21 protein-coding genes and 1 pseudogene are annotated in these 21,155 nt (G+C 70.7%); 10 read left to right on the top strand and 12 right to left on the bottom strand.

Annotated elements, in window-relative coordinates; translation table 11 throughout:
- Nucleotides 1-35: 35 nt before the first annotated feature.
- The 5 genes from IE263_RS50160 to IE263_RS35435 form a co-directional block, all read right to left on the bottom strand.
- A complete protein-coding gene (locus IE263_RS50160; protein ID WP_373312182.1) occupies nucleotides 36-143 on the bottom strand; it encodes a putative leader peptide in 108 nt (35 codons plus the stop codon).
- 197 nt (nucleotides 144-340) lie between these two features.
- Nucleotides 341-1,075 (bottom strand): LmeA family phospholipid-binding protein, encoded by a 735-nt coding sequence (locus tag IE263_RS35450; RefSeq protein WP_189942162.1) that lies wholly within the window; start codon nucleotides 1,073-1,075, stop codon nucleotides 341-343.
- 236 nt (nucleotides 1,076-1,311) lie between these two features.
- Entirely contained in the window at nucleotides 1,312-2,649 is a 1,338-nt protein-coding gene (locus IE263_RS35445; RefSeq protein WP_189942161.1) for a hypothetical protein, read from the bottom strand.
- 2 nt (nucleotides 2,650-2,651) lie between these two features.
- Nucleotides 2,652-2,906 carry a MoaD/ThiS family protein gene (locus IE263_RS35440; RefSeq protein WP_189942160.1) on the bottom strand — a complete coding sequence of 85 codons (255 nt, stop codon included), beginning with the start codon at nucleotides 2,904-2,906 and terminating at the stop codon, nucleotides 2,652-2,654.
- A gap of 42 nt (nucleotides 2,907-2,948) precedes the next feature.
- Nucleotides 2,949-3,788: an alpha/beta hydrolase family protein gene (locus IE263_RS35435; protein WP_189942159.1), complete on the bottom strand. Its 840-nt coding sequence runs from the start codon at nucleotides 3,786-3,788 to the stop codon at nucleotides 2,949-2,951.
- 180 nt (nucleotides 3,789-3,968) lie between these two features.
- Here IE263_RS35435 and IE263_RS35430 point away from each other — a divergent pair, with 180 nt between their 5' ends.
- The 6 genes from IE263_RS35430 to IE263_RS35405 all read left to right on the top strand — a co-directional run bounded on the left by IE263_RS35430 (nucleotide 3,969) and on the right by IE263_RS35405 (nucleotide 9,815).
- On the top strand, nucleotides 3,969-4,748 hold the full coding sequence (locus tag IE263_RS35430) for a winged helix-turn-helix transcriptional regulator (protein WP_189942158.1): 780 nt from the start codon (nucleotides 3,969-3,971) through the stop codon (nucleotides 4,746-4,748).
- 105 nt (nucleotides 4,749-4,853) lie between these two features.
- Nucleotides 4,854-5,876 (top strand): LacI family DNA-binding transcriptional regulator, encoded by a 1,023-nt coding sequence (locus tag IE263_RS35425; RefSeq protein ID WP_189942157.1) that lies wholly within the window; start codon nucleotides 4,854-4,856, stop codon nucleotides 5,874-5,876.
- A 189-nt stretch (nucleotides 5,877-6,065) separates the two neighbouring features.
- The gene (locus tag IE263_RS35420) at nucleotides 6,066-7,220 is read left to right on the top strand and encodes a S1C family serine protease (protein WP_189942156.1); all 1,155 of its coding nucleotides are present in this window, start codon (nucleotides 6,066-6,068) and stop codon (nucleotides 7,218-7,220) included.
- A 40-nt stretch (nucleotides 7,221-7,260) separates the two neighbouring features.
- Nucleotides 7,261-7,476: a hypothetical protein gene (locus IE263_RS35415; protein ID WP_189942155.1), complete on the top strand. Its 216-nt coding sequence runs from the start codon at nucleotides 7,261-7,263 to the stop codon at nucleotides 7,474-7,476.
- A 108-nt stretch (nucleotides 7,477-7,584) separates the two neighbouring features.
- Complete coding sequence (locus tag IE263_RS35410; protein ID WP_189942154.1) at nucleotides 7,585-8,319, top strand: response regulator transcription factor; 735 nt, start codon at nucleotides 7,585-7,587, stop codon at nucleotides 8,317-8,319.
- Nucleotides 8,316-9,815: a sensor histidine kinase gene (locus IE263_RS35405; RefSeq protein WP_189942153.1), complete on the top strand. Its 1,500-nt coding sequence runs from the start codon at nucleotides 8,316-8,318 to the stop codon at nucleotides 9,813-9,815. Before IE263_RS35410 ends, IE263_RS35405 begins: the two co-directional genes overlap by 4 nt.
- A gap of 19 nt (nucleotides 9,816-9,834) precedes the next feature.
- On the opposite strand, the gene IE263_RS35400 is transcribed toward IE263_RS35405, so the two are convergent.
- Nucleotides 9,835-10,056, bottom strand: a complete 222-nt coding sequence (locus tag IE263_RS35400) for a DUF397 domain-containing protein (RefSeq protein WP_189942152.1) — start codon at nucleotides 10,054-10,056, stop codon at nucleotides 9,835-9,837.
- Nucleotides 10,053-10,886, bottom strand: coding sequence for a helix-turn-helix domain-containing protein (locus IE263_RS35395; protein ID WP_189942151.1), 834 nt, complete (start codon nucleotides 10,884-10,886; stop codon nucleotides 10,053-10,055). Before IE263_RS35395 ends, IE263_RS35400 begins: the two co-directional genes overlap by 4 nt.
- A gap of 183 nt (nucleotides 10,887-11,069) precedes the next feature.
- Here IE263_RS35395 and IE263_RS48990 point away from each other — a divergent pair, with 183 nt between their 5' ends.
- From IE263_RS48990 to IE263_RS35380, 3 genes are all read left to right on the top strand, one after another.
- Nucleotides 11,070-11,390, top strand: a complete 321-nt coding sequence (locus tag IE263_RS48990) for a hypothetical protein (RefSeq protein ID WP_229911343.1) — start codon at nucleotides 11,070-11,072, stop codon at nucleotides 11,388-11,390.
- A complete protein-coding gene (locus IE263_RS35385) occupies nucleotides 11,387-11,692 on the top strand; it encodes a hypothetical protein (protein ID WP_189942150.1) in 306 nt (101 codons plus the stop codon). The genes IE263_RS48990 and IE263_RS35385 overlap by 4 nt, the downstream gene beginning before the upstream one ends.
- 74 nt (nucleotides 11,693-11,766) lie before the next feature.
- Nucleotides 11,767-13,845, top strand: coding sequence for a pectinesterase family protein (locus IE263_RS35380; protein ID WP_189942149.1), 2,079 nt, complete (start codon nucleotides 11,767-11,769; stop codon nucleotides 13,843-13,845).
- A 168-nt stretch (nucleotides 13,846-14,013) separates the two neighbouring features.
- Here IE263_RS35380 and IE263_RS35375 read toward each other — a convergent pair.
- Nucleotides 14,014-14,321: pseudogene (locus IE263_RS35375) on the bottom strand (ATP-binding cassette domain-containing protein); the annotation flags it as partial.
- A 150-nt stretch (nucleotides 14,322-14,471) separates the two neighbouring features.
- Complete coding sequence (locus tag IE263_RS35370; RefSeq protein ID WP_189942148.1) at nucleotides 14,472-16,274, bottom strand: bifunctional metallophosphatase/5'-nucleotidase; 1,803 nt, start codon at nucleotides 16,272-16,274, stop codon at nucleotides 14,472-14,474.
- Nucleotides 16,275-16,609: 335 nt separating this feature from the next.
- Between IE263_RS35370 and mshD the strand changes: the two genes are divergently transcribed.
- Nucleotides 16,610-17,536 carry a mycothiol synthase gene (mshD, locus tag IE263_RS35365; RefSeq protein ID WP_189942147.1) on the top strand — a complete coding sequence of 309 codons (927 nt, stop codon included), beginning with the start codon at nucleotides 16,610-16,612 and terminating at the stop codon, nucleotides 17,534-17,536.
- Between the two features lie 279 nt (nucleotides 17,537-17,815).
- On the opposite strand, the gene IE263_RS35360 is transcribed toward mshD, so the two are convergent.
- The 3 genes from IE263_RS35360 to IE263_RS35350 all read right to left on the bottom strand — a co-directional run bounded on the left by IE263_RS35360 (nucleotide 17,816) and on the right by IE263_RS35350 (nucleotide 21,137).
- A complete protein-coding gene (locus tag IE263_RS35360) occupies nucleotides 17,816-18,466 on the bottom strand; it encodes an ABC transporter (protein ID WP_189942146.1) in 651 nt (216 codons plus the stop codon).
- A gap of 251 nt (nucleotides 18,467-18,717) precedes the next feature.
- Entirely contained in the window at nucleotides 18,718-20,271 is a 1,554-nt protein-coding gene (locus IE263_RS35355) for an ABC transporter permease (RefSeq protein WP_189942145.1), read from the bottom strand.
- On the bottom strand, nucleotides 20,268-21,137 hold the full coding sequence (locus IE263_RS35350) for an ABC transporter ATP-binding protein (protein ID WP_189942144.1): 870 nt from the start codon (nucleotides 21,135-21,137) through the stop codon (nucleotides 20,268-20,270). Before IE263_RS35350 ends, IE263_RS35355 begins: the two co-directional genes overlap by 4 nt.
- Nucleotides 21,138-21,155 lie beyond the last annotated feature (18 nt).

Here is a 21,155-nt window from a genome sequence, read left to right as displayed (position 1 = left end):
CGCCGGGAGGCGCGGAAGGCCGGCGGCGCTTCCGCTCAGACAGTGCGACAGAGCATGGCGGCGACGCGGCACAGGTCGACTGCCCGCCGCTTCGTGAGATCCGCCTGTCCCCGCGATCGGAGGACGCTGAAAGAGCACTGCATGGGCTCGATCGTAGGGACGGACAGGTGGGCGTGTCACCGGTGTGTCGCATGGTGAGATGCGATCGTCCGCATGGTGGAACCAAAACGCGCCCGAGCCGTCCCCGTACGGCCTTCGGGCGCGTGCGTCCGTCATCAGATCTACGGTACGGACGGTGGCGTCTCGCCAGTCGGACACCGGCCGTCCGGCCGCAGGGGTCCTACCCGGCCAGGCGGACGTTGGAACCCTTCACCGAGATCTCCACACCGCTCTTCCCCGCCTCGACCTTGTCGAGCTGGATGCCGCCGGGCAGGTCGTCGATCTTCTGCTCGAAGTCGGTGATCGAGCGCACCTCGTTCTCGGCGGCCTGCACCCCGCCGAAGCTGGGCAGCGTGTCGGCGTGCACGCGGACGGTGTCGCCCTCGACGGTGACCGAGCTCAGGACGGTGAGCGGCTGCGGCAGCTTGGTGCCGAGGACGGTCGCCTCCACGGTGACCTTGATCTTGCCGTTGCCGCCGTCGGAGAGGCCCACGACGTTCGCGGTGACGCCCGGGGCGACCTCGGTCGGCTCGGACTTGGCCGCCTTCAGCAGCTCGGCGTACGTGATGGACGCGGTGCCGGTGGCGGTGGAGGCGATGGCCGAGCTGTAGTCGCCGGAGAACTCGACGCCCTTCATGTTCGCCTTCAGGTCGTCGATGACGATCTTCTGGCCCTCGGCGCCCACGGCCTCGTAGTCCTGGATGCCGACCTCGACATCGTCCAGTTCGCCGCCGACGACCTGGGTGAGGAAGGGGAAGCCCTTGATGGACACGTCCGGGGTGGCGGCGAGGTTCTCGGTCGTCTTCAGCTTGGACGCGGCCTCGTCCTCCGCGAAGTTCACGGCGACGCGGTCGGCGAGCACGAAGAGGCCGCCGAGGACCACGACGACGACCAGCAGTATTCGAAGCGCACGCATGCGGTGTTCCCCCGGAGGTCCGACAGTTCGGTTTGGGCCACGGTAACTCTGAGCGGAAGGGGGGCTGCCGGATTGTCGATCACCTGTGACAGAGGTGAAGGTCGGCGGGCGCCGGCTTTGCCCTGGGGGCTCCGCCCTCAGACGGGGCACCCCCGGACGGGCTGGATTGTCCTGACCGGCGCCCAAAAGCCGGCCCCCTCGCCCCCAGAGAAGGCACCCCGGGCGGGCCGGATCGATCAGCCCAGTGCTCGGCCCAGGACGTACACCGCCGGTGCCGCCGCCGCCAGTGGCAGGGCCACGCCTGCGGTGAAGTGGACGAACTTGGACGGATAGTCGTAGCTGGCCACCCGGTGGCCGATCAGGGCGCAGAGCGCGGCGCCCGCGCCGAGGAGGGCGCCCTTGGTGCCCAGGTCGGTCATGCCGCCGACCGCGATGCCGGTGCCGGCGGCGGCGAGCAGGGAGACGGCGACCGAGGCCGGGGTCGGGAGGGGCAGGGCGCGGGCCAGGGCGGCTACCGCGACCGCGGCCGCGCCGACCGTGACCGCGTCCGGGTCGGCGCCGAGGTGGCCGGTGGCGACGATGGCCAGGGCGGCGGAGGCGACGGTCGCCATCAGGCCGTACATCCGCTCGTCCGGGTCGGCGTGCGAGCGGAGCTGGAGGACGAGGGAGAGCAGGACCCAGACGCCGAGGGTGCCGAGGATGGCGGCGGGGGCGTGTTCGCGGCCCGCCACGAGCAGCGCCGCGTCCGCCGCCAGTGCGCCCAGGAAGGCCAGCGCGATGCCCTGACGGGCCGGCCACATGCCGTTCAGGCGGAACCAGCCCGCCGCTGTGACGGCCTGGAGGACGACGAGTGGGACGAGCAGGGCGTATTCGCCGACGGCCGCCGTGCCGGACAGGAGCAGACCGAGCAGCGCGGTGAGCGCGGCGGGCTGCATGCCGGGTTCGATGATCGGCGAGCGGCCCTCCAGGCGGGCCCGCTGGGCGTCGGTGATGCGGGCGTTGCCGGCGAGGGTGGCGGGGCCGTAGGAGGGGGCGCCGTCGCCTTCGGGCCGAGGTGCGGGAGCGGGGGTCGACTGCTGATCCCCGTACGGCGCCTGCTGCCGGCCGTGCGTTGCCTGCTGCCGTCCGTACGCCGCCGCCTGCTGCTGCCGTCCGTACGCCGCCGCCTGCTGCTGCCGGTCGTGCGTCGGCTGGTGCTGCTGCCAGGACGGTGCCGCTGCATCCGGCTGCGGGGCGCCGTACGCGGGGGCCTCGCCCGTCTGCGGGCGGCCGTACACGGAGGCCTCGCCCGTCTGCGGGCCGCCGTACGCGGAGGCCTCGCCCGTCTGCGGGCCGCCGTACACCGGGGCCTCGCCCGTCTGCGGGGGCAGGTACGCCGTCTCCGCCGCGTCCACCGCGGCGACCGGCGGCTGGACGCTGGTCTCCCAGGTCTGGCCCTGCCACTGCTGGGTGTACTGGAGGTGGGCCTGCTGGTCCTCGTACCCGTACTGCTGCTGTTGCTGTCCGGGCCAGGCCTGCTGCTGCGCGTACGGATCCTGGCCCTCGTACTGCTGGCCATACGGCTGGTCGGTCATCGTCACCCTCCTGCGAACGGCGGGAGCACCTCGACCGTGCCGCCGTCGGCCAGCCGTACCGTCTCATGTGCGCGGGTGCCCACGGGGTCACCGTCGACGAGGAAGGAGCACCGCTGCAGGACACGCACGAGTTCGCCGGGGTGTCGCTCGCGCGCGGCCTCGAGCGCCTCGGCGAGGGTGGCCGCGTCGTGCGGCTCCTCGGCGACGCCGGCCGCGGCCTTGGCGGCCGCCCAGTAGCGCACCGTGACCTTTGCCATCTCGTTCCTCAGTCAGTTCATCGGCAGTCAACAGGGCCCAGGCTAGCCCGCCCGGGAGACCGCCCAGTCCCCGATGCGGGCCAGCAGGCCGTCGTCGGCGGCGTGCTCGGCGTGGCCCATGCCGGGCTCCAGCCAGAGTTCGCCGTGGTCACCGGCGGCCTCGGCGAGCATCCGGGGGTGGTCGACGGGGAAGTAGCCGTCCCGGTCGCCGTGGACGATGAGGAGAGGGGTGGGAGCAATTTTCGGCACGGCCTCCCTCGGGGAGAGCGGGACCGGGTTCCAGTCGCGGTGGTGGATGCGGGTGCGGAAGCCGTAGCGGCCGACCAGGCGGCCCTCGGGGCGGGTGACCAGCCAGTGCAGACGGCGCATGGGGGCCGTGCCCCGGTAGTACCAGCGGGCGGGGGCGCTGACCGAGACCACCGCGTCGACCGTTCCCGTGTGCAGTGCCGCGTGCCGCAGGACCACCGAGCCGCCCATGGAGAAGCCGACGGTGGCCACGCGCGTGTGCCCAAGTGAGTGGGCCCATTCGACCGCGGCCGCCAGGTCGAGGACCTCGCGGTCGCCGACCGTGGAGCGTCCGCCGGAGCGGCCGTGGCCCCGGAAGGAGAAGGTGACGACCGCTCCGTACGCCGTGAAGGCCGACGCCACCCGGCGCAGATGAGGGCGGTCGACGTCGCCGGTGAAGCCGTGGGCGACGACGAACACCAGGTCACGGGAAGGTGGCCTGGAGGCGTCGTATACGGCTGCTGCCGGGTCGTATACGGAATCGATGGAAATGCCGTCGGCCGTGTGCAGAAACGTCCGCAAAGGGGTGTGTCTGCTCGTCTCGGAGTGCGGACGAACGATGGAACGCGCCACATGACCTGCCCGACCGTTGCTCATGTCGGCTATTCTGCTGGGCAGAGGACTCGGGCAGCGTAGCCCCCGGGTCCTTTTGTGCTTTCGGAAGCGTTGTATACGAAGCGGGAAACTCCAGGTGACCGCAGGTGTACGGGGCCCCGGGATCGCAGAGCAGTTCCGTACCGCACATGTCCTCGCAGGGACCGAGGAGGAACCAGACGTATGAGTTCTCTGCTGCTCCTGACCAACGCCCTCCAGCCGTCGACGGAGGTACTTCCCGCGCTCGGCCTGCTGCTGCACAACGTGCGCGTGGCTCCGGCGGAGGGACCCGCCCTCGTCGACACCCCGGGTGCCGATGTCATCCTGATCGACGGTCGCCGTGACCTGCCGCAGGTGCGCAGCCTGTGCCAGCTGCTGCGCTCGACCGGGCCCGGCTGTCCGCTCATCCTCGTCGTCACCGAGGGCGGCCTCGCGGCCGTCACCGCCGACTGGGGCATCGACGACGTCCTGCTGGACACCGCCGGACCGGCGGAGGTCGAGGCGCGGCTGCGTCTGGCCATGGGCCGGCAGCAGATCGTCAACGACGACTCCCCCATGGAGATCCGCAACGGCGACCTGTCCGTCGACGAGGCCACCTACTCCGCGAAGCTCAAGGGCCGCGTCCTCGACCTCACCTTCAAGGAGTTCGAGCTCCTGAAGTACCTGGCCCAGCACCCCGGCCGCGTCTTCACGCGCGCGCAGCTCCTCCAGGAGGTCTGGGGCTACGACTACTTCGGTGGCACCAGGACCGTCGACGTGCACGTACGACGCCTGCGCGCCAAGCTCGGACCCGAGCACGAGGCGCTGATCGGGACCGTCCGGAACGTCGGTTATCGATTCGTTACGCCCGAGAAGATCGACCGTGCCGCCGACGAGGCCAAGGGCAAGGCGGACCGGGAAAAGGCGGAGGATGCGGACAACACGGCCTCCGTGGGCGCCGAAGAGGTCTCGGCGGAGGCGTAATACCGGCCAGTACCCCTTCGCACCTGCTCAGGCAGGGCATCGCTCCCGCACAGGAAGGTGCGGTACGCCCTGCCCGGAGCGGGTCCATCCGCGTAGACTCCGCGCGTGGCCAAGGTGACTCGGGACGACGTGGCGCGGCTGGCAGGGACCTCCACTGCCGTGGTCAGCTATGTCATCAACAACGGACCCCGGCCGGTCGCCCCGGCCACGCGCGAGCGTGTCCTCGCCGCGATCAAGGAGCTGGGGTACCGGCCCGACCGGGTCGCCCAGGCGATGGCGTCCCGGCGCACGGACCTCATAGGCCTGATCATCCCGGACGCCCGCCAGCCCTTCTTCGGCGAGATGGCGCACGCGGTCGAGCAGGCCGCGTCCGAGCGCGGGAAGATGGTGCTCGTCGGCAACACCGACTACGTCGGCGAGCGCGAGGTCCACTACCTGCGCGCCTTCCTCGGGATGCGGGTCTCCGGGCTGATCCTCGTCAGCCACGCGCTCAACGACCTCGCCGCCGCCGAGATCGACGCCTGGGACGCCCGGGTCGTCCTCCTCCACGAGCGGCCCGAGGCCATCGACGACGTCGCCGTCGTCACCGACGACCTCGGCGGCGCCCAGCTCGCCGTACGGCATCTGCTGGAGCACGGCTACGAGTACGTCGCCTGTATGGGCGGCACCGCGGAGACCCCCGCGGTCGGCGACCCCGTCTCCGACCACGTCGAGGGCTGGCGGCGGGCCATGGACGAGGCCGGGCTGCCCACGGAGGGCCGGCTCTTCGAGGCGCCGTACAACCGCTACGACGCCTATCGGGTCGCCCTGGAACTGCTGTCGGGCCCGAACCGGCCGCCCGCCGTCTTCTGCTCCACCGACGACCAGGCGATCGGTCTGCTGCGGGCCGCACGCGAGCTGCGCATCGACGTGCCCGGCGAGCTGGGTGTGGCCGGCTTCGACGACATCAAGGAGGCGGCGCTCACCGATCCGCCTCTGACCACGATCGCATCCGACCGCTCGGCCATGGCCCGCGCCGCGGTGGACCTGGTCCTCGACGACGGGTTGCGGGTCGCGGGGTCGCGGCGCGAGCGGCTGAAGGTGTTCCCGTCGCGGCTGGTGGTGCGGCGGTCCTGCGGGTGTGTGTGAGCCGCTGACAGCTCTGTGTGTGGGCCGCTGACGGCTCTGTATGAGGGCCGCTGACGGCTCTGTATGAGGGCTGTCTGAGAGAGCGGGGCTCCCTGCGAGAGCCTGCTTTATATCGGGCCTACGAGACTCTGCCGGGGTTCTCAGGGAGCACTCAGGGAGCTCTCATGGTCGGGCGCGAAGCTCATTGCCATGACCGAGAGCATCCGCCGCAGCGGCGATTACGACGCGTACGAGAACCACGAGAACCCGTACCAGGGCGCCCCGCAGCACGCCTCCACCCCCGTGAACCCGGAGTGGCCGCCCCCGCCGGCGTACGAGCCGGTGGCGCAGCCCGTCGAGCCGACCGCCGTGTGGCAGACGTCGGCGCAGACGCAGGCCTCCGCCGGCGGGGACGGCAGCGGCGGCGGGACCGCTCTCCTGACCCCGGTCGCGGCCGAGCCCGCGCCACCGCACGGTGCGGCACCGAAGAAGCGCACCCGGGGCCCGATCGCGCTGCTCGCCGCCGTGGCGATCATCGCCGCGGCCATCGGCGGCGGCACGGCCTACGGCATCCAGGAGCTGACCGGCAAGGACCAGGTCGTCTCCTCGTCCACCACCACCAGCGTGGTGCCCTCCAGCAAGACGGGTGACGTCGCCAGCATCGCCGCGGCGGTCAGCCCGAGCGTCGTCGAGATCAGCGCCACGCTCAGCGGCGGGTCCTCGACCGGCTCCGGTGTGATCATCACCAGCGACGGGGAAATAATCACCAACAACCACGTCGTCTCCGGCGCCTCCTCGATCAAGGTGACGACCAGCGACGGCAAGACGTACACCGCCCAGGTCGTCGGCACCGACAGCAGCAAGGACCTCGCCCTGATCAAGCTGGAGAACGCCTCCGGCCTCAAGGCGGCCACCCTCGGCAACTCCGACGGCGTGAAGGTGGGCGACACGGTCGTGGCGATCGGCTCGCCCGAGGGCCTCACCGGCACCGTCACCAGCGGCATCGTCTCCGCCCTGAACCGGGACGTGACCGTCTCGACCGACGAGAGCCAGGGGCAGCAGCAACAGCAGCAGGGCGGCGGGTGGCCGTTCGAGTTCGGCGGGCAGCAGTTCAACGGTGACACCGGCTCGTCGACCACGACGTACAAGGCGCTCCAGACGGACGCGTCCCTCAACCCCGGCAACTCCGGCGGCGCGCTGATCGACGCCAACGGCAACATCATCGGCATCAACTCCGCGATGTACTCCGCCGCGGACGCGACCTCCTCCGACGCCGGCAGCATCGGCCTCGGCTTCGCCATCCCGATCAACACCGTCAAGTCCGACCTGGCCACGCTGCGGGCCGGCGGCGCCGACAACAACTGAACGTCCACTGAGCGAGTACTGAGCGAGCAGGGAGTACGTCATGATCAAGCAGGTTTCGCACCCGGTGACCGGTTTCGGCGCGGCCGACCTCGGCCTGGCCCTCGACGTCGCGTACGAGCTGCACGCGCCGGTGAGCCAGATGGTGGAGCGCGCTCCCGAGGTGGCGGCCCCGCAGATGATGGGCCTGCGCACCACGGCCGCCCGCCCGCACCGCCGCAGGGTTCCGCTGAACCGCCTCACGGCGATCCGCGGCTGATCTCACCCAGCCCTTCTCTTTACGCGCCCGCAGGGAAGCGTGCGAGGCTGAAGGCGTTCCGCCGGTTCAGCCCCCTGCCCTCCCACCGCACCCGAGGAATCCACGACCATGAGCTCCGCCGAAGGCGACCGTGAACCCCAGCGCATCCTGATCGTCGACGACGAGCCGGCGGTGCGCGAAGCACTCCAGCGCAGTCTCGCCTTCGAGGGCTACGACACGGAGGTCGCCGTGGACGGCGCGGACGCCCTGGAGAAGGCGACCGCCTACCGGCCCGACCTGGTCGTCCTCGACATCCAGATGCCCCGCATGGACGGCCTCACCGCCGCCCGGCGCATCCGCGGGGCCGGCGACACCACTCCGATCCTCATGCTGACCGCCCGCGACACCGTCGGCGACCGGGTCACCGGCCTCGACGCGGGCGCCGACGACTACCTGGTCAAGCCCTTCGAACTGGACGAGCTGTTCGCCCGCGTCCGCGCCCTGCTGCGGCGCAGCTCGTACGCGGCCGCCATGGCCGACACCGCCCCGGACGACGAGGCCCTCACCTTCGCCGACCTGCGCATGGACCTCGCGACACGCGAGGTCACCCGGGGCGGGCGGCCGGTGGAGCTGACCCGGACCGAGTTCACGCTCCTGGAGATGTTCATGGCGCACCCGCGCCAGGTCCTCACCCGGGAGCAGATCCTCAAGGCCGTCTGGGGCTTCGACTTCGAGCCGTCGTCCAACTCGCTGGACGTGTATGTGATGTACCTCCGCCGCAAGACCGAGGCGGGCGGCGAGCCGCGGCTCGTGCACACCGTGCGGGGTGTGGGGTACGTGTTGCGACAGGGCGGAGCGGAGTGAACAGGCTCGTACGACGGTTCCGGACCCTTCCCATTCGGGCCCGGCTGTCGATGCTCGTCGCCGCGGCAGTGGCGTTCGCGGTGGCGGCGGTTTCGGTGACGTGCTGGTTCATCGTGCAGGGGAAGCTGTACCAGCAGGTGAACGAGGACCTCAACAAGATGTCGCAGCCGCAGCGGCTCAGCATGGTCGAGGGCCTCCTCGCGGCCTGCCCCGAGGCCGTCCCGACCGACCAGGCCGCCCAGAACGACCAGAACGACTTCGGCGGCCTGCGGACGCAGAGCACCTACATCCAGCTGGTCAAGGCGGACGGGACGTCCTGTGTCTCCCCGAACTCGGCGGGCACCGTCAAGGTCACCGGCTCCGACAAGAAGGTGATCGAGGACGCGAGCAGCAGCGACGAGATCATTCACGACGGGTTCATCCGCAACGGCACCGACTCGGAGGGCAACGCTGTACGCGTGCTGACCTCGCCCCTGCTCGTCACCCAGAGCATGGGCAGCCCGCCCCAGCTGTACCCCGACACCGCCCTCCTCATCGCGGTCCCCCTCAAGAACACCCAGTCCACCCTCAACGACCTCGCCCTCATCCTCCTCCTCGTCTCCGGCATCGGAGTCGTCGGCGCCGGAGCCGCCGGTCTGGCGGTCGCCCGTGCCGGCCTCCGCCCCGTCGACAAGCTCACCGAGGCCGTCGAACACGTAGCCCGCACCGAGGACCTGGGCATCCGCATCCCGGTCGAGGACGACAGCGAGGACGAGGTGGCCCGCCTGTCCCGCTCCTTCAACTCGATGACCGCCTCCCTCGCCAGCTCCCGCGAGCTGCAGCAGCAGCTCATCGCCGACGCCGGGCACGAGCTCCGCACCCCCCTGACCTCCCTGCGCACGAACATCGAGCTCCTCACCCGCAGCGAGGAGACCGGCCGTCCCCTCCCCGCCGCCGACCGCAAGGCGCTGCTCGCGTCGGTGAAGGCGCAGATGACGGAACTGGCCTCGCTGATAGGCGACCTGCAGGAGCTGTCTCGTTCGGAGGGGCAGCGGGGTGAGCGGGTGCAGGTGGTGTCCCTGGAGGACACCGTGGAGGCGGCCCTGCGCCGGGCCCGTCTGCGCGGGCCCGAGTTGACCATCACGGCGTCCCTCGACCCCTGGTACACCCGGGCGGAGCCGGCCGCGTTGGAGCGGGCGGTGGTGAACATCCTGGACAACGCGGTGAAGTTCAGCCCGGAGGGCGGCACGATCGACGTGCAGCTCAGCGGGGGTGTCCTGAGCGTCCGGGACCACGGCCCCGGTATTCCGGAGGACGAACTCCCGTACGTCTTCGACCGCTTCTGGCGCTCGCCGAGCGCGCGTGCCCTGCCAGGGTCGGGGCTGGGTCTGTCGATCGTGGCCCGCACCGTCGAGCAGGCGGGCGGGCAGGTCACCCTGGCACGCGCGGAGGGCGGCGGCACGGTGGCGACGGTGCGGCTGCCGGGGGCGCCTACGGCTCCGCCGGAGGCGGGGTAAGAGGGGCTGCCGGCATATGTCACCCGAATGTGCGCCGAGCCGCCCCTCCCTTGACCCCGCCCACGAACACGGCCCAGGACGCGGCCGAGAAGAACAGCGGGCGGGCCGCCGGGGTCTTGCTGTCCCGGACGGGGACTATGCCGGGGTAGCCGTCGGCGACCTCGACGCAGTTCGTGCCGCCCCCGTCGCTGTAGGACGACTTGCGCCACACAGCGGAGGTCAGGTCAGAGGTTCGGTTCATGATCTGTGCTCCTCCAGAAGGCGTTTGATGAACGCCGTCGACTCCGCTGGAGTCAGAGCCGCGTCCCTGACCAGATCGTAGGACAGGCGGAAGGCCAAAACCCTGTCCGGATCGTCGAACAGCTCACCGATGCCGTTACCTTCCACGTAGGCAACGGGGTCTCCAGCTCGCTGCCACAACAGCCAGAGATGGCTGTCCATGAGGTCGTGTACTCCGGCGGCGAACGGCAGCACCTGGATTGCCACCGACGGCAGTTCCGCCGCCTCCACCAGGTGGGACAACTGGTCTGCCCATACCTTGGCGTTGGGGACCGGACGCCGCAGTGCCCCCTCGTCAAGGATCACGCGGACACTCGGCGCCGGTTCGCGGTACAGCAGCTCCTGCCGTCCCATGCACAACGCCACCTGCTCTTCGACTTCCTCGCCGTTGCCAGCCGTTGTCTGCGCTCCAGACAACCCCGACAACACCGCACGCGCATAGTCCTCGGTCTGCAACAGGCCCGGCACGCGCAGCTGAAACATCCACATGACCCGTGCCGTCGCCTCCCGCTCCATGAACTCCTTGTACTTGTCCTTGACGACCTCCTTCCGCGCGTCGCGCCACAGGCGAACCAGCAGGTCATCGGAGCCGTGATAACTGTCCAGGTCCTCCATGACCGTCACCTTGGACAGCCGCTCACCCGACTCCAGTCGGCTCAGATAGCTCTTGTCGTACCCGGTGTCGTCGGCGAGCTGCCCCAGCGACTTCCCCGTCTTCTCCCTGAGCAACTTGAGTGTTCGGCCCAGTACAGCCCGCCCTGACTCCCGCTCCCCGTCAACCGATTCGCTCACGTCACCCCTCCCCGTTGCCTGGCATTCCAGACAACACCGAACCTCTTCCGCAGCGTACGCCGCAGCTGTGACGATCGAGACACGAACGGTAATCACCGCTCGTCACACCCATTCCACGACAAACCCCCGCGACCGATGCTGCTCGGCCCGGGGGCGTGGCCGTCGCTTCGAAGGAGCGCCGACATGCGCGAACGTACCGCCGGATTCATCGAATCGCTACTGCTTCTGCTCGTGCGGGCCCTGCTGCCCGCCCGAGGACGCCACCGCGCGGCCTTGGCTCAACCAGCCGTCAGCAACCAGCCACTGGCCCCAGACCCACGCCGCTCGTACCGCGCAGCCGACCCCTTCGAGTACGACACCCCCCTCGTACGCCCCTACCTCCTCACCCCCACCGAACGCCACGAACGGAAACTGCAACGGCAGCTCCGCCGCGCCCTCTGGCTCGCCGCCCACGGCATCGACGTCGGGCCGTGCCGCATTCACGGAGTGGAGGTGTCCGCGTGAGGACCGCGCCCGCCGACAAGCTCCGCCTTCTGCCATGGACGACCCCCGACGGCAAACCCTGCTACCTCAGCACCGACAGCGACACCAGCAGGCTCTCCCTGCTCGCCGACGACGTGGAGGCGGCCCAACTCGACTCAGGCGAACAGGTACTGGCCGGGGCCCGAGCCGTCCTCGCCGATCCCCACGCGGGGGAACGGGCCGTGCGCTTCGCGCTCCGCAGGGCGACGGAGTGTCTGGCGGACGCCCTCCGGGTCGCGGCCAGCCGGGGCGAACGCATTCCACTGGAGACACCGGCACCGTAGAAGCCCGGCAACCTTTCCGTTCCGTGCGGCGACTCAGCAGCGGTCCCAGTCCCCGCACGGAACGGAAAGGTCGTATGAGCGAGCAACGCGTCGCAGAAACCGGCAGGCCCCGCCACCGCAGGCGCAAGAAGGCTCTCGCGGTCGGGGTGCCGCTGGCACTGACCGCGGCCGGCACGCTGGCGTACGGGACGGTGTTCGGACTCGGCGCCCAGGAGAACGCGTCCGCGGCCACCACCGCCGCCCCCGCCTGGGCCACCGCCACCGCCGACGGGTTCGCCTCCGTCAACGCCCTCGGTCAGAACGGGACGTACGGCGGGCGGGACGGCAAGACCGTCACCGTGAAGACCCTCGCCGACCTGGAGAAGTACGCGACGGCCTCCGAGCCGTACGTCATCGTCGTCGCGGCCACGATCAACATGAACCCGGTGGGCAAGGAGATCAAGGTCGCCTCCGACAAGACGATCGTCGGGTCCGGCACCTCCGGGCACATCGTCGGGGGTGGCTTCTTCCTCGGCCAGGGCGTCCACAACGTCATCATCCGGAACCTGACGATCCGGGACGCGTACCAGGGCGTGTGGAACGACAAGGACCACGACTTCGACGCCATCCAGATGGACGGCGCCCACCACGTGTGGATCGACCACAACGATCTGCGGCACATGGCCGACGGGCTGATCGACGTCCGCAAGGACAGCACGTACGTGACCGTGTCCTGGAACAAGCTCAGCGACGACAACAAGGCCTTCGGTATCGGCTGGACCACGAACGTCGTCACCGACATCACGATCCACCACAACTGGATCCGGGAGACCGAGCAGCGCAACCCGTCGACGGACAACGCCGCCCACGCCCACCTCTACAACAACTTCCTGGAGGACGTGGCGGGCACCACCATCAAGTCCTCGTACGGCAACTACTCGCGCGGCAAGACGAAGATGGTCCTGGAGAACTCCTACTTCCAGGGCGTCAACAACCCCGTCATCAAGGACAGCACCGCGACCATCGTCCAGAAGGGCAACACCTTCGTCGGGACGACCGGGCGCAACGAGAGCGGTGGGAGCGCCTTCGACCCGAAGGCCTACTACAGCTACACGCTCGACAAGACCGCCGACGTGCCGTCACTCCTGAAGTCCGGTGCCGGCCCCCGTTCCACCATCGGTACGAGTACGACGACGGCGACCACCAAGGCGGCCGCGGCCACGACCCTCACCGTCGCGCAGGACGGCAGCGGGCAGTACAGGACGGTGCAGGCCGCGGTGAACGCCGTACCGGCCAACAACCCCTCCCGCGTGGTCATCTCCGTCAAGCCGGGCACGTACCGCGAGGTCGTCAAGGTGCCGGCGAACAAGCCGCACGTCACCATCCAGGGTGCGGGCGCCAGCCGCAAGGACACCGTCATCGTCTACGGCAACGCGGCCGGCATGCAGAAGCCGGACGGGTCGGGTACGTACGGCACCCCGGGCAGCGCGACCGTCTCCGTCCAGTCGGACGACTCCCAGCTGCGCAACCTCACCGTCACCAACGACTTCGACGAGGCCAAGCACCAGGACATCGCCAACCAGGCCGTGGCGCTGCTGACGCAGGCCGACAAGATCGTCCTCGACGGCGTCATCGTCAACGGCGACCAGGACACCCTGGAGCTGGAGACCGCCGCCAAGGACAAGCTCGGCCGGGTCTACATCGCCAACTCCTACATCACCGGCAACGTCGACTTCATCTTCGGCAGGGCGACGGTCGTCGTGGACAAGTCCGTCATCACGCTGAAGAAGCGCTGGAACGGCACCTCGGCAGGCTATGTGACGGCCCCCAGCACCCCCGCCAACCGCAAGGGCATCCTCATCAACCGCTCCGCCATCAACGGCGACGTGACGGCTGCCTCCTTCTTCCTCGGCCGCAACTGGCACCCCGGCGGCGACACCACCGTCGACCCGCAGACCACCGTCCGCAACACCACCCTGAGCGCCGCCATCAAGTCGACCCCCTGGTCCGACATGGGCGGCTTCTCCTGGAAGGACGACCGCTTCGCCGAGTACCAGAACACCGGCGCAGGCGCGGGCGCGGCAAGCACCAACCGCCCCCACCTGACCGCCGCCCAGGCCGCGGACCAGGAGGTCGCGGACTGGCTGGGGGACTGGACGCCCTCGGCTTCCTGACCTCGGCACCTCGCGGGCGCAGGTCCCGCATCGACACTGTGAAGCGGTCCCTTGGCTTGGGGCCGCTTCCGTCGTTCAGGACGGCAGAGTTGGACACGCTCGGGGCGGGACTGGGCACCTCGCCGTGCCCCGCCCCTTCATACCCGCAGCACCAACGTGTCCTCAGTCGTGGGTGCCCGCGTCCGTCAAGCGGCCGTTGTCGATGACGAGGACGCGGTCGGCGGTCGGCGGTCGGCGGTCGGGGCGAGGCTGAGGTCGTGGGTGATCATGATGGTGGTGCGGCCGGTCATGAGGCGGCGCAGGGGCTGGACGACCTGGCGGGCGGCTACCGAGTCGAGGCCGGTGGTGGGTTCGTCGAGGATGAGGACCGGGGCCGCGCGGAGCATGGCGCGGGCGATGGCGATGCGTTGGAGCTGGCCGCCGGAGAGGGTGGCGGTGCCGGGAGCGAGGGGGGTGTCGTAGTCCGGCGGCCCCGCCTCGTGGCGTGCCTCAGCCCTTGTGCGCGACCGGGCGGCGCTTGGGGGCGGCCTTCTTGACGGCCTTCTTCTTCGCGGGCGGGAAAAGCGCGAGGGGCCCGGGAAGCACGGGTGTGCTTCCCGGGCCCCTCGTAGGGACCGGAGGTCCGGTTACTTCACGATCGTGATCCGGTTCGCCGCCGGAGGCGCGATCGGGCTGGTGGCCGAGGAGTTGGCCGTCAGGTACTTCGCCAGGGCGGCCAGGTCGTCGGTGCCGACGAGGTCGTTCGTGCCCTGGCCCAGCGTGGTGATGCCGTCGCCGCCGCCCGCGAGGAAGCTGTTCGTCGCGACGCGGTAGGTGGCGGCCGGGTCGATGGCCGCGCCGTTCAGCTTGATGGAGTCCGTGACGATCCGGTCGGCGCCGGTCTTCGTCAGGTCCAGCGTGTACGTCAGACCGGCGGAGGGCTGGAGGATCTTCGGCGACGCCGCGTTGGAGCCGCTCACCTGGTCCTTGAGGACCTGGATGAGCTGGGCGCCGGTGAAGTCCTGCAGGTTCACCGTGTTGGAGAACGGCTGCACGGTGAAGCCCTCGGCGTAGGTCACCACACCGTCGCCCTCAGTGCCCTTGGCCGCGTAGGTCAGGCCGGCCCGGACGCCGCCCGGGTTCATCAGCGCGAGGTCGGTCTCCGGGTCCAGCTCCTTGCCGTACGCCAGCTGCGCGTCCGCGATCAGGTCGCCCATCGGGGACTCGGTGCCCGCGTTGTTGATGTCGGCGGAGATGTAACCGATCGGGCGGTTGCCGATGGGTGCGGCCAGGGTGTTCCACTTGCTGATCAGCTCGGTCATGTCCGGCGCCTTGGGCACGGTCCGGGTGACGACGTGGTTCGCCGACTTCACCGCCGTACGGGCGATGTCACCGGTGAAGCGGTCGTACGTCAGCGTGGTGTCCGTGTACAGGCGGCCGAACGACGCGGCCGAGGTGACCGTACGGGGCTTGCCCGACGGGTCGTTGATCGTGCACGCGTACGCGGCGTGGGTGTGACCCGTCACCAGCGCGTCCACCGACGGCGTGATGTTCTTCGCGATGTCGACGATCGGACCGGAGATGCCGTCACCGGCGCCCGGCGAGTCGCAGTTGTAGTTGTACGCCGTCGAGGCCGGCAGGCCGCCCTCGTGGATCAGCGCCACGATCGACTTCACGCCCTGGCGCTGCAGCACCTTGGCGTACTTGTTGATCGTCTCGACCTCGTCCTTGAACTTCAGGCCCTTGACGCCCTCGGCGGAGACGACGCCCGGAGTGTCCTCCAGGGTCACGCCGATGAAGCCGATCTTGACGTCCTTCTTCTTCCAGACCCAGTACGGCTTCAGGATCGGCTTGCCGGTCTTCTCGTTCAGGACGTTCGCCGCGAGGTACGGGAAGTCGGCGCCCGCGAAGCCCTCGTCGGTGTAGCAGCCGTCGGTCGGGTGACAACCGCCGTTCTGCAGACGGGCCAGCTCCTTGGCACCCTCGTCGAACTCGTGGTTGCCGACGGACGTGACGTCCAGCTCCAGCTTGTTCAGCGCCTCGATGGTGGGCTCGTCGTGGAACAGGCCCGAGATCAGCGGGGAGGCGCCGACCATGTCACCGCCGGCCGCGGTGATGGAGTACTTGTTGCCCTCGCGGGCCTGGCGCAGGTGGGTGGCGAGGTACTCCACACCGCCCGCGTCGATGGTTGTCGTGGTGCCGTCCTCATGCACCTCGGTGACCCGGCCGGAGGAACCGGACGGCGGCTCGAGGTTGCCGTGCAGGTCGTTGAAGGACAGCAGCTGCACGTCCTGGTAGCGGCTGGGCAGCGGCTTGCCGTGCTTGGCGTCGTGCGCGCCGGCCGGCAGCGCGGCGACCAGAGCGCCGGCGGTGGCCAGACCGGCGGCCGCCGCGAGCACTCCGTAGGTGCGGCGTCTGCGGCTCGGATACGGCTGGGAAGTGGCTGGCATGCGCCCCCCTGTGTGTCGGCAGTGGTGTCGGCGTCCTCCGGGCCGTGGCCGGCCCTGAGAGGCGCGTGTGAGACAAGTGGCCCCGTCGGGCCGCAGCCTAGAGTCAACGCGCGTAGCGCGACAGGGGGTTCATGGTTACATCCTGGTTTCCCTTTGCCCTCGTCCTTGCCCCCACCTCTGCCCTCACCTCGTCCTCACCTTTGTCTTTCGCCTCCCCTGCGGGTGGCCTGTACGGCGGCCTACCGGGGCAGGCTCGTCGGCGAGCTTTCCGGCGGCCTCCCCGACCGGCTTTCCGTGCCGCCACTTTGCGCGGCCCGCCCCTTACCCTCGTACGCATGACCAGCGACGACACCGCACGGACCCACGGCTCCCGATCCATCGAGACCTACTCCGCGCTCTCCACCGAACAGACCGAGGCCGTCCTCGAACTGCTCGCGGACGCCGCCCGGAACGACGGCCAGCAGGCGGTGTCCGAACAGGGCCGGCTGCAGTTGCGCGGTGGCCCCCGCGAGGGCGTCTCCCATCTCCTGCTCACCGTGGACGGCGAACTCGTCGGCTACGCCCAGCTGGAGGACACCGACCCCGTCGAGGCGCCGGCCGCGGAACTCGTCGTCCGCCCCGTGCAGCGCGGGCACGGGCACGGCCGTGCGCTCGGCTCCGCCCTGCTCGCCGTCTCCGGCAAGCGGCTGCGGGTCTGGGCCCACGGCGGCCACCCCGCGGCCCGGCATCTGGCGCAGGTCCTGGGGCTGACGCTGTTCCGTGAACTGCGGCAGATGCGGCGGTCGTTGACCGACCTCGAGCTGCCCCAGCCGGTGTTGCCCGCAGGCTTGACCGTCCGGACCTTCGTCCCCGGCCAGGACGACGGAGCCTGGCTCGCCGTCAACGCCGCCGCCTTCGCCCACCACCCGGAACAGGGCTCCCTCACCCAGCGCGACCTCGACGACCGCAAGGCCGAGCCCTGGTTCGACCCCGCCGGCTTCTTCCTCGCCTTCCGCGGCGACGAACTCGTCGGCTTCCACTGGACCAAGGTCCACGCCGAGGAAGGGCTCGGCGAGGTGTACGTCCTCGGCGTCGCCCCCGGCGCCCAGGGGAGCGGCCTCGGCAAGTCCCTCACCACGATCGGCCTTCGGCATCTCGCCGGGCAGGGGGTGCCTACGGCGATGCTGTATGTCGATGCCGACAACAAGGCGGCGGTGTCGGTGTACGAGCGGTTGGGGTTCGTCACGCATGAGACGGACTTGATGTACCGGACGGAGACCTGACCGTTGCTCGTACGGTGACCGGGGTCGCCGTGACCGTCCCTCGGGGCTCCGCCCCCACCCCCCGGGCCTGTGCCCACTCCACCGCCCGGCTCGCCCGTCCGAGGAGTGCCCCTCGCCCTGATGGCTGCCCCCCGACCCCCGCCGTCTGCCCTGAACGGGCCTCGTCCTCGAACTCCCCAGAGAGGGCACCTAAGGCAGGCTGAATCACCCTGACCGGCGCCGGAAGGCTGGGCCCCTTGGGGTGGGTGGGGTTCGGGGCGGTCGCCTTCTCGCCACGCCCTACGAGCCGAGTTTCACCGACCGGCGTCGCAACGGCTCCGGTGTGCACAGCGCCGTCGCCGCCACCGTCACCCCCAGTACCACCGCCCATCTCACCTGCGTCGCCTCCCACCACGGCTCTCCCGGCACCGCCGACAACCCCCACCGCTCCGGAACCAGCACCGCCACCGCCGCCGTGATCCCGAGCCAGACCGCCGTCGCCTTCCCCACTTCCCCCGCGTCCGTGAAGCGGACGGCGGCGGTCGCGAGGGCCAGGGCGGAGGCAGCCATGGCCGCGGCCTCCAGGGTGACCGGGCCCAGGGGCGGGCGGGTCGGCCCGGGTATGAGCAGGAGGGCCGTCGTCCACCACAGCACCGCGAGCGGAGCGACGAGCACCACACGCAGGCCGGCTCGGAGCGGGCGGCCGAGCGGGGTCGTCTCGGTCGTGTTCCGGGCAGGGTCGTCGAGGAGAAAGGCCAGTCCCAGCGCACCGGTCAGCGCGACGAGCCGTAGGAGGAACAGCCCCGGATCCTCACCCGGCCCCTGCTCGGGCAACCGTGCCGCCGCAGCGAACAGCAGCCCCAGCCCACCCGCCACGGCCAACGCCCGCCAGGGGAGCGACTGCCAGACCGGCACGACGAGCGACCGGAGCAGGGCGGGGGTGAGAGGCACCCGCCTGTCGGGACGGCCCGACTTGGCGGGCTCGCCGGCCCCACCACCTCGGCCAGCCCCACCACCTCGGCCGGCACCGCCGTTTCCGACGGCCCCTCCACCCTTGCCGACTCCACCATCTCCGCCCGATCCACCGACCCAGCCGACATCGCCGTCTCGGCCGGACCCCCCGCCCAGCTCACCGCCCCCACCCCACCGACCCAACCGACCAACCCCCTGCCGCAACACGCCTCCCTCAAACACGCCCCCCTCTACTCCTCGCACGATTCCGCCCCCTTCGGCACCGCGACCCCCAGCAGCTTCGCTGCCTCCGCAGTCGACGTCTCCGAAGACGTCAGCTCCGTCCAGTGGGCCTTGACCTGCGCGGCGACCTCCGTGCGCGGTCGGGTCAGGAGCTCACGGATCACCGTCGTCTGCTGGGCTGTCAGGGACAGGCCGTTGGTCGGGGCCAGGATCACGGCGGAGCCGCTGACGCTGTCGTCCAGGCGCAGGGTGCGGAAGGTGGACATCGGAGTGGGGTCGGTGCCCAGGACCAGCCACATGATCGTCACCGGCCTGGCGTCGTCGCACAGGTTCAGGGTTTCTTCCTCCGTGCCCGCCACCAGGACCGTGGCGACACCCACCGCGAACTCGGGGACCCGGTTGCCGCCCCAGCGGGTGCCGACGGTCACCTCGCCGGGGGTGCTGGAGGGGGTCAGCGAGGTGTCGACCTCCACGCCGCCGCTGAGGTCGACGCGCTGACGCACTGTCAGTCGGGTCTCCGCGGCGGTGCCCCCGGCCGCGGACTGGACGCGGTCGACGACCCGGGCCCAGTCGTCGCGCACGCCGTTCCACTCGGGGAAGGCGCAGTACGTCGAACCGCCGTACGTCCTGCACGACTGGACCTTCTGGGGTGTCGTGGAGGCCGTGTTCCGGGCCGCCTCCAGAGACTCCGTGTCGCGTGGGACCTGGCCGATCACGCCGGCCACGGTGGCCGCGAGAGAGACGGCGGTCGCTGCCTTGAGCAGCCGGGTGCGGCCGCGGGAGAGCAGTATGGCCGCGCAGGACAGCAGGGCGCACAGGCCCACCAGGTAGAGCGCGTGCCAGGCGGCGGGGCGGCCGAGCAGGTCGGAGGGGACCGGCTCGTCGCCGCCGGAGATGTCGGAGTACTGGATCGGGGAGAGCCAGCCCACCCACCGGCCCTCGTCCGCGACCGCCGAGGCGATCATGATGACCAGGTACATGGCCACGACGAACAGCATGGGGGCGAAGGAGGAGGGCAGCAGCCGGGCCAGCAGGACTCCCGTGATGCCGGCCAGCAGGACGGTCAGGGGTCCCACGGCCAGTTCGCCGAGGGAGCCGTGGCCGATCGCGCCGGGCTTGAGCGCCTCCCGGGTGAAGGCGGCCCCGGCGACGACCGCCGTGAGCGCCGCGAACGGCACCACGGAGAGGAGATGGGCGAGGGTGCGCCGCCAGGGCTCCAGGGCGAGGACGTCGAACTGCTGGACCGTGCCGTGCTTGCGCGAGCGCAGTGCGGCCGCGTTGGTGCAGATGAGCAGGGCGATGGCGAGCAGCATGGGCGATGTCTGGGTGTCGCGGTCGACCATGTGGAGGATGGGGTAGTCGTCCATGCCCTCCTGGCGCGTCAGCCGCACGGCGACGAGGCCGACGTAGAGGGCGAAGAAGACCAGCACCGGGATCTGGAGCAGGAGTTCGCGGGCCTCGAAGCGGGCCAGGGCGAGGACGGCGCCGGTGCGGCGCGCGGGGGGTGGGGACCCGGGAAGCGTGGCGGGCGGATCGCTGGGGGGCGTGATCGTGGTGGTCATGCCGTCACCGTCCTGCTCTCGCTGTCGAGGGCGAGCAGATAGCCGTCCTCCAGGGTGGGTTCGAGGAGGTCGGCGCCCTTCGGGGGGTCGCCGATGTTGCGGAAGGTGCCCAAGCCGGTGCGCCAGCCGGCGAGCGCGTTCGGGTCGCGTTCCGTGCTGCTCCAGACCCGGCCGGCCGCGCGGGCGGTCAGTTCGGCGGGGGTGCCCTCGAAGCGGACACGGCCACGGGCGAGGACGACGACCCGGTGGCAGAGCATCGCCACGTCCTCCGTCTGATGGGTCGACAGCAGCACCGTCCGCCCCTCGCCGGCCTGGGCGATCAACTCCCGGAAGCGCATGCGCTGTTCCGGATCCAGGCCGACCGTCGGCTCGTCCAGGACGAGGAAGCCGGGGTCGCCGACGAGGGCGGCGGCCAGAGCGACGCGCTGCCGCATACCGCCGGACAGCCGCTTGATGCGCTTGCCGCGCACGTCCGAGAGGTCGACGGCCTCGAGCACGCGCCGCACCTCGCGGCGCCGGGCGCCGCGGTCGGTCAGCTCCTTCAGGATCGCCACGTAGTCGACGAAGTCGAAGGCCGTGAAGTCCGGGTGGAAGCCGGGGGTCTGGGGCAGGTAGCCGAGGCTGCGGCGCACGGCCAGGCGGCCGGCTGCCGTGCCGGGGTCGTGGCCCAGGACCGTGAACTCGCCCCGGTCGGGCGGCGCGGCCGTGGCCAGAACCCGCAACAGCGTGGTCTTTCCGGCGCCGTTGGGGCCGAGCAGGCCGGTGACGCCCCGGCTCAGCCGCAGCGAGACGCCGTCGAGGGCATGGGTGCCGCCGTAGCGCAGGGACAGATCGGTGGCCGTCACGGTGGAGGGCGCGGTGGTCATACGGAGCTCCTGGAAGTC

This window comes from Streptomyces aurantiogriseus (assembly GCF_014649375.1).
Lineage (GTDB): Bacteria > Actinomycetota > Actinomycetes > Streptomycetales > Streptomycetaceae > Streptomyces > Streptomyces aurantiogriseus.
The sequence above is the reverse complement of the archived record's forward strand: the minus strand, read 5'-3'. Positions and strand labels throughout refer to the sequence as shown.

Coding starts and splice junctions, on each gene's coding strand:
- IE263_RS50160 (WP_373312182.1), bottom strand. CDS start 143: ATGCAGTGCTCTTTCAGCGTCCTCCGATCGCGGGGACAGGCGGATCTC.
- IE263_RS35450 (WP_189942162.1), bottom strand. CDS start 1,075: ATGCGTGCGCTTCGAATACTGCTGGTCGTCGTCGTGGTCCTCGGCGGC.
- IE263_RS35445 (WP_189942161.1), bottom strand. CDS start 2,649: ATGACCGACCAGCCGTATGGCCAGCAGTACGAGGGCCAGGATCCGTAC.
- IE263_RS35440 (WP_189942160.1), bottom strand. CDS start 2,906: ATGGCAAAGGTCACGGTGCGCTACTGGGCGGCCGCCAAGGCCGCGGCC.
- IE263_RS35435 (WP_189942159.1), bottom strand. CDS start 3,788: ATGAGCAACGGTCGGGCAGGTCATGTGGCGCGTTCCATCGTTCGTCCG.
- IE263_RS35430 (WP_189942158.1), top strand. CDS start 3,969: ATGAGTTCTCTGCTGCTCCTGACCAACGCCCTCCAGCCGTCGACGGAG.
- IE263_RS35420 (WP_189942156.1), top strand. CDS start 6,066: ATGACCGAGAGCATCCGCCGCAGCGGCGATTACGACGCGTACGAGAAC.
- IE263_RS35415 (WP_189942155.1), top strand. CDS start 7,261: ATGATCAAGCAGGTTTCGCACCCGGTGACCGGTTTCGGCGCGGCCGAC.
- IE263_RS35410 (WP_189942154.1), top strand. CDS start 7,585: ATGAGCTCCGCCGAAGGCGACCGTGAACCCCAGCGCATCCTGATCGTC.
- IE263_RS35400 (WP_189942152.1), bottom strand. CDS start 10,056: ATGAACCGAACCTCTGACCTGACCTCCGCTGTGTGGCGCAAGTCGTCC.
- IE263_RS48990 (WP_229911343.1), top strand. CDS start 11,070: ATGCGCGAACGTACCGCCGGATTCATCGAATCGCTACTGCTTCTGCTC.
- IE263_RS35380 (WP_189942149.1), top strand. CDS start 11,767: ATGAGCGAGCAACGCGTCGCAGAAACCGGCAGGCCCCGCCACCGCAGG.
- IE263_RS35370 (WP_189942148.1), bottom strand. CDS start 16,274: ATGCCAGCCACTTCCCAGCCGTATCCGAGCCGCAGACGCCGCACCTAC.
- mshD (WP_189942147.1), top strand. CDS start 16,610: ATGACCAGCGACGACACCGCACGGACCCACGGCTCCCGATCCATCGAG.
- IE263_RS35355 (WP_189942145.1), bottom strand. CDS start 20,271: ATGACCACCACGATCACGCCCCCCAGCGATCCGCCCGCCACGCTTCCC.
- IE263_RS35350 (WP_189942144.1), bottom strand. CDS start 21,137: ATGACCACCGCGCCCTCCACCGTGACGGCCACCGATCTGTCCCTGCGC.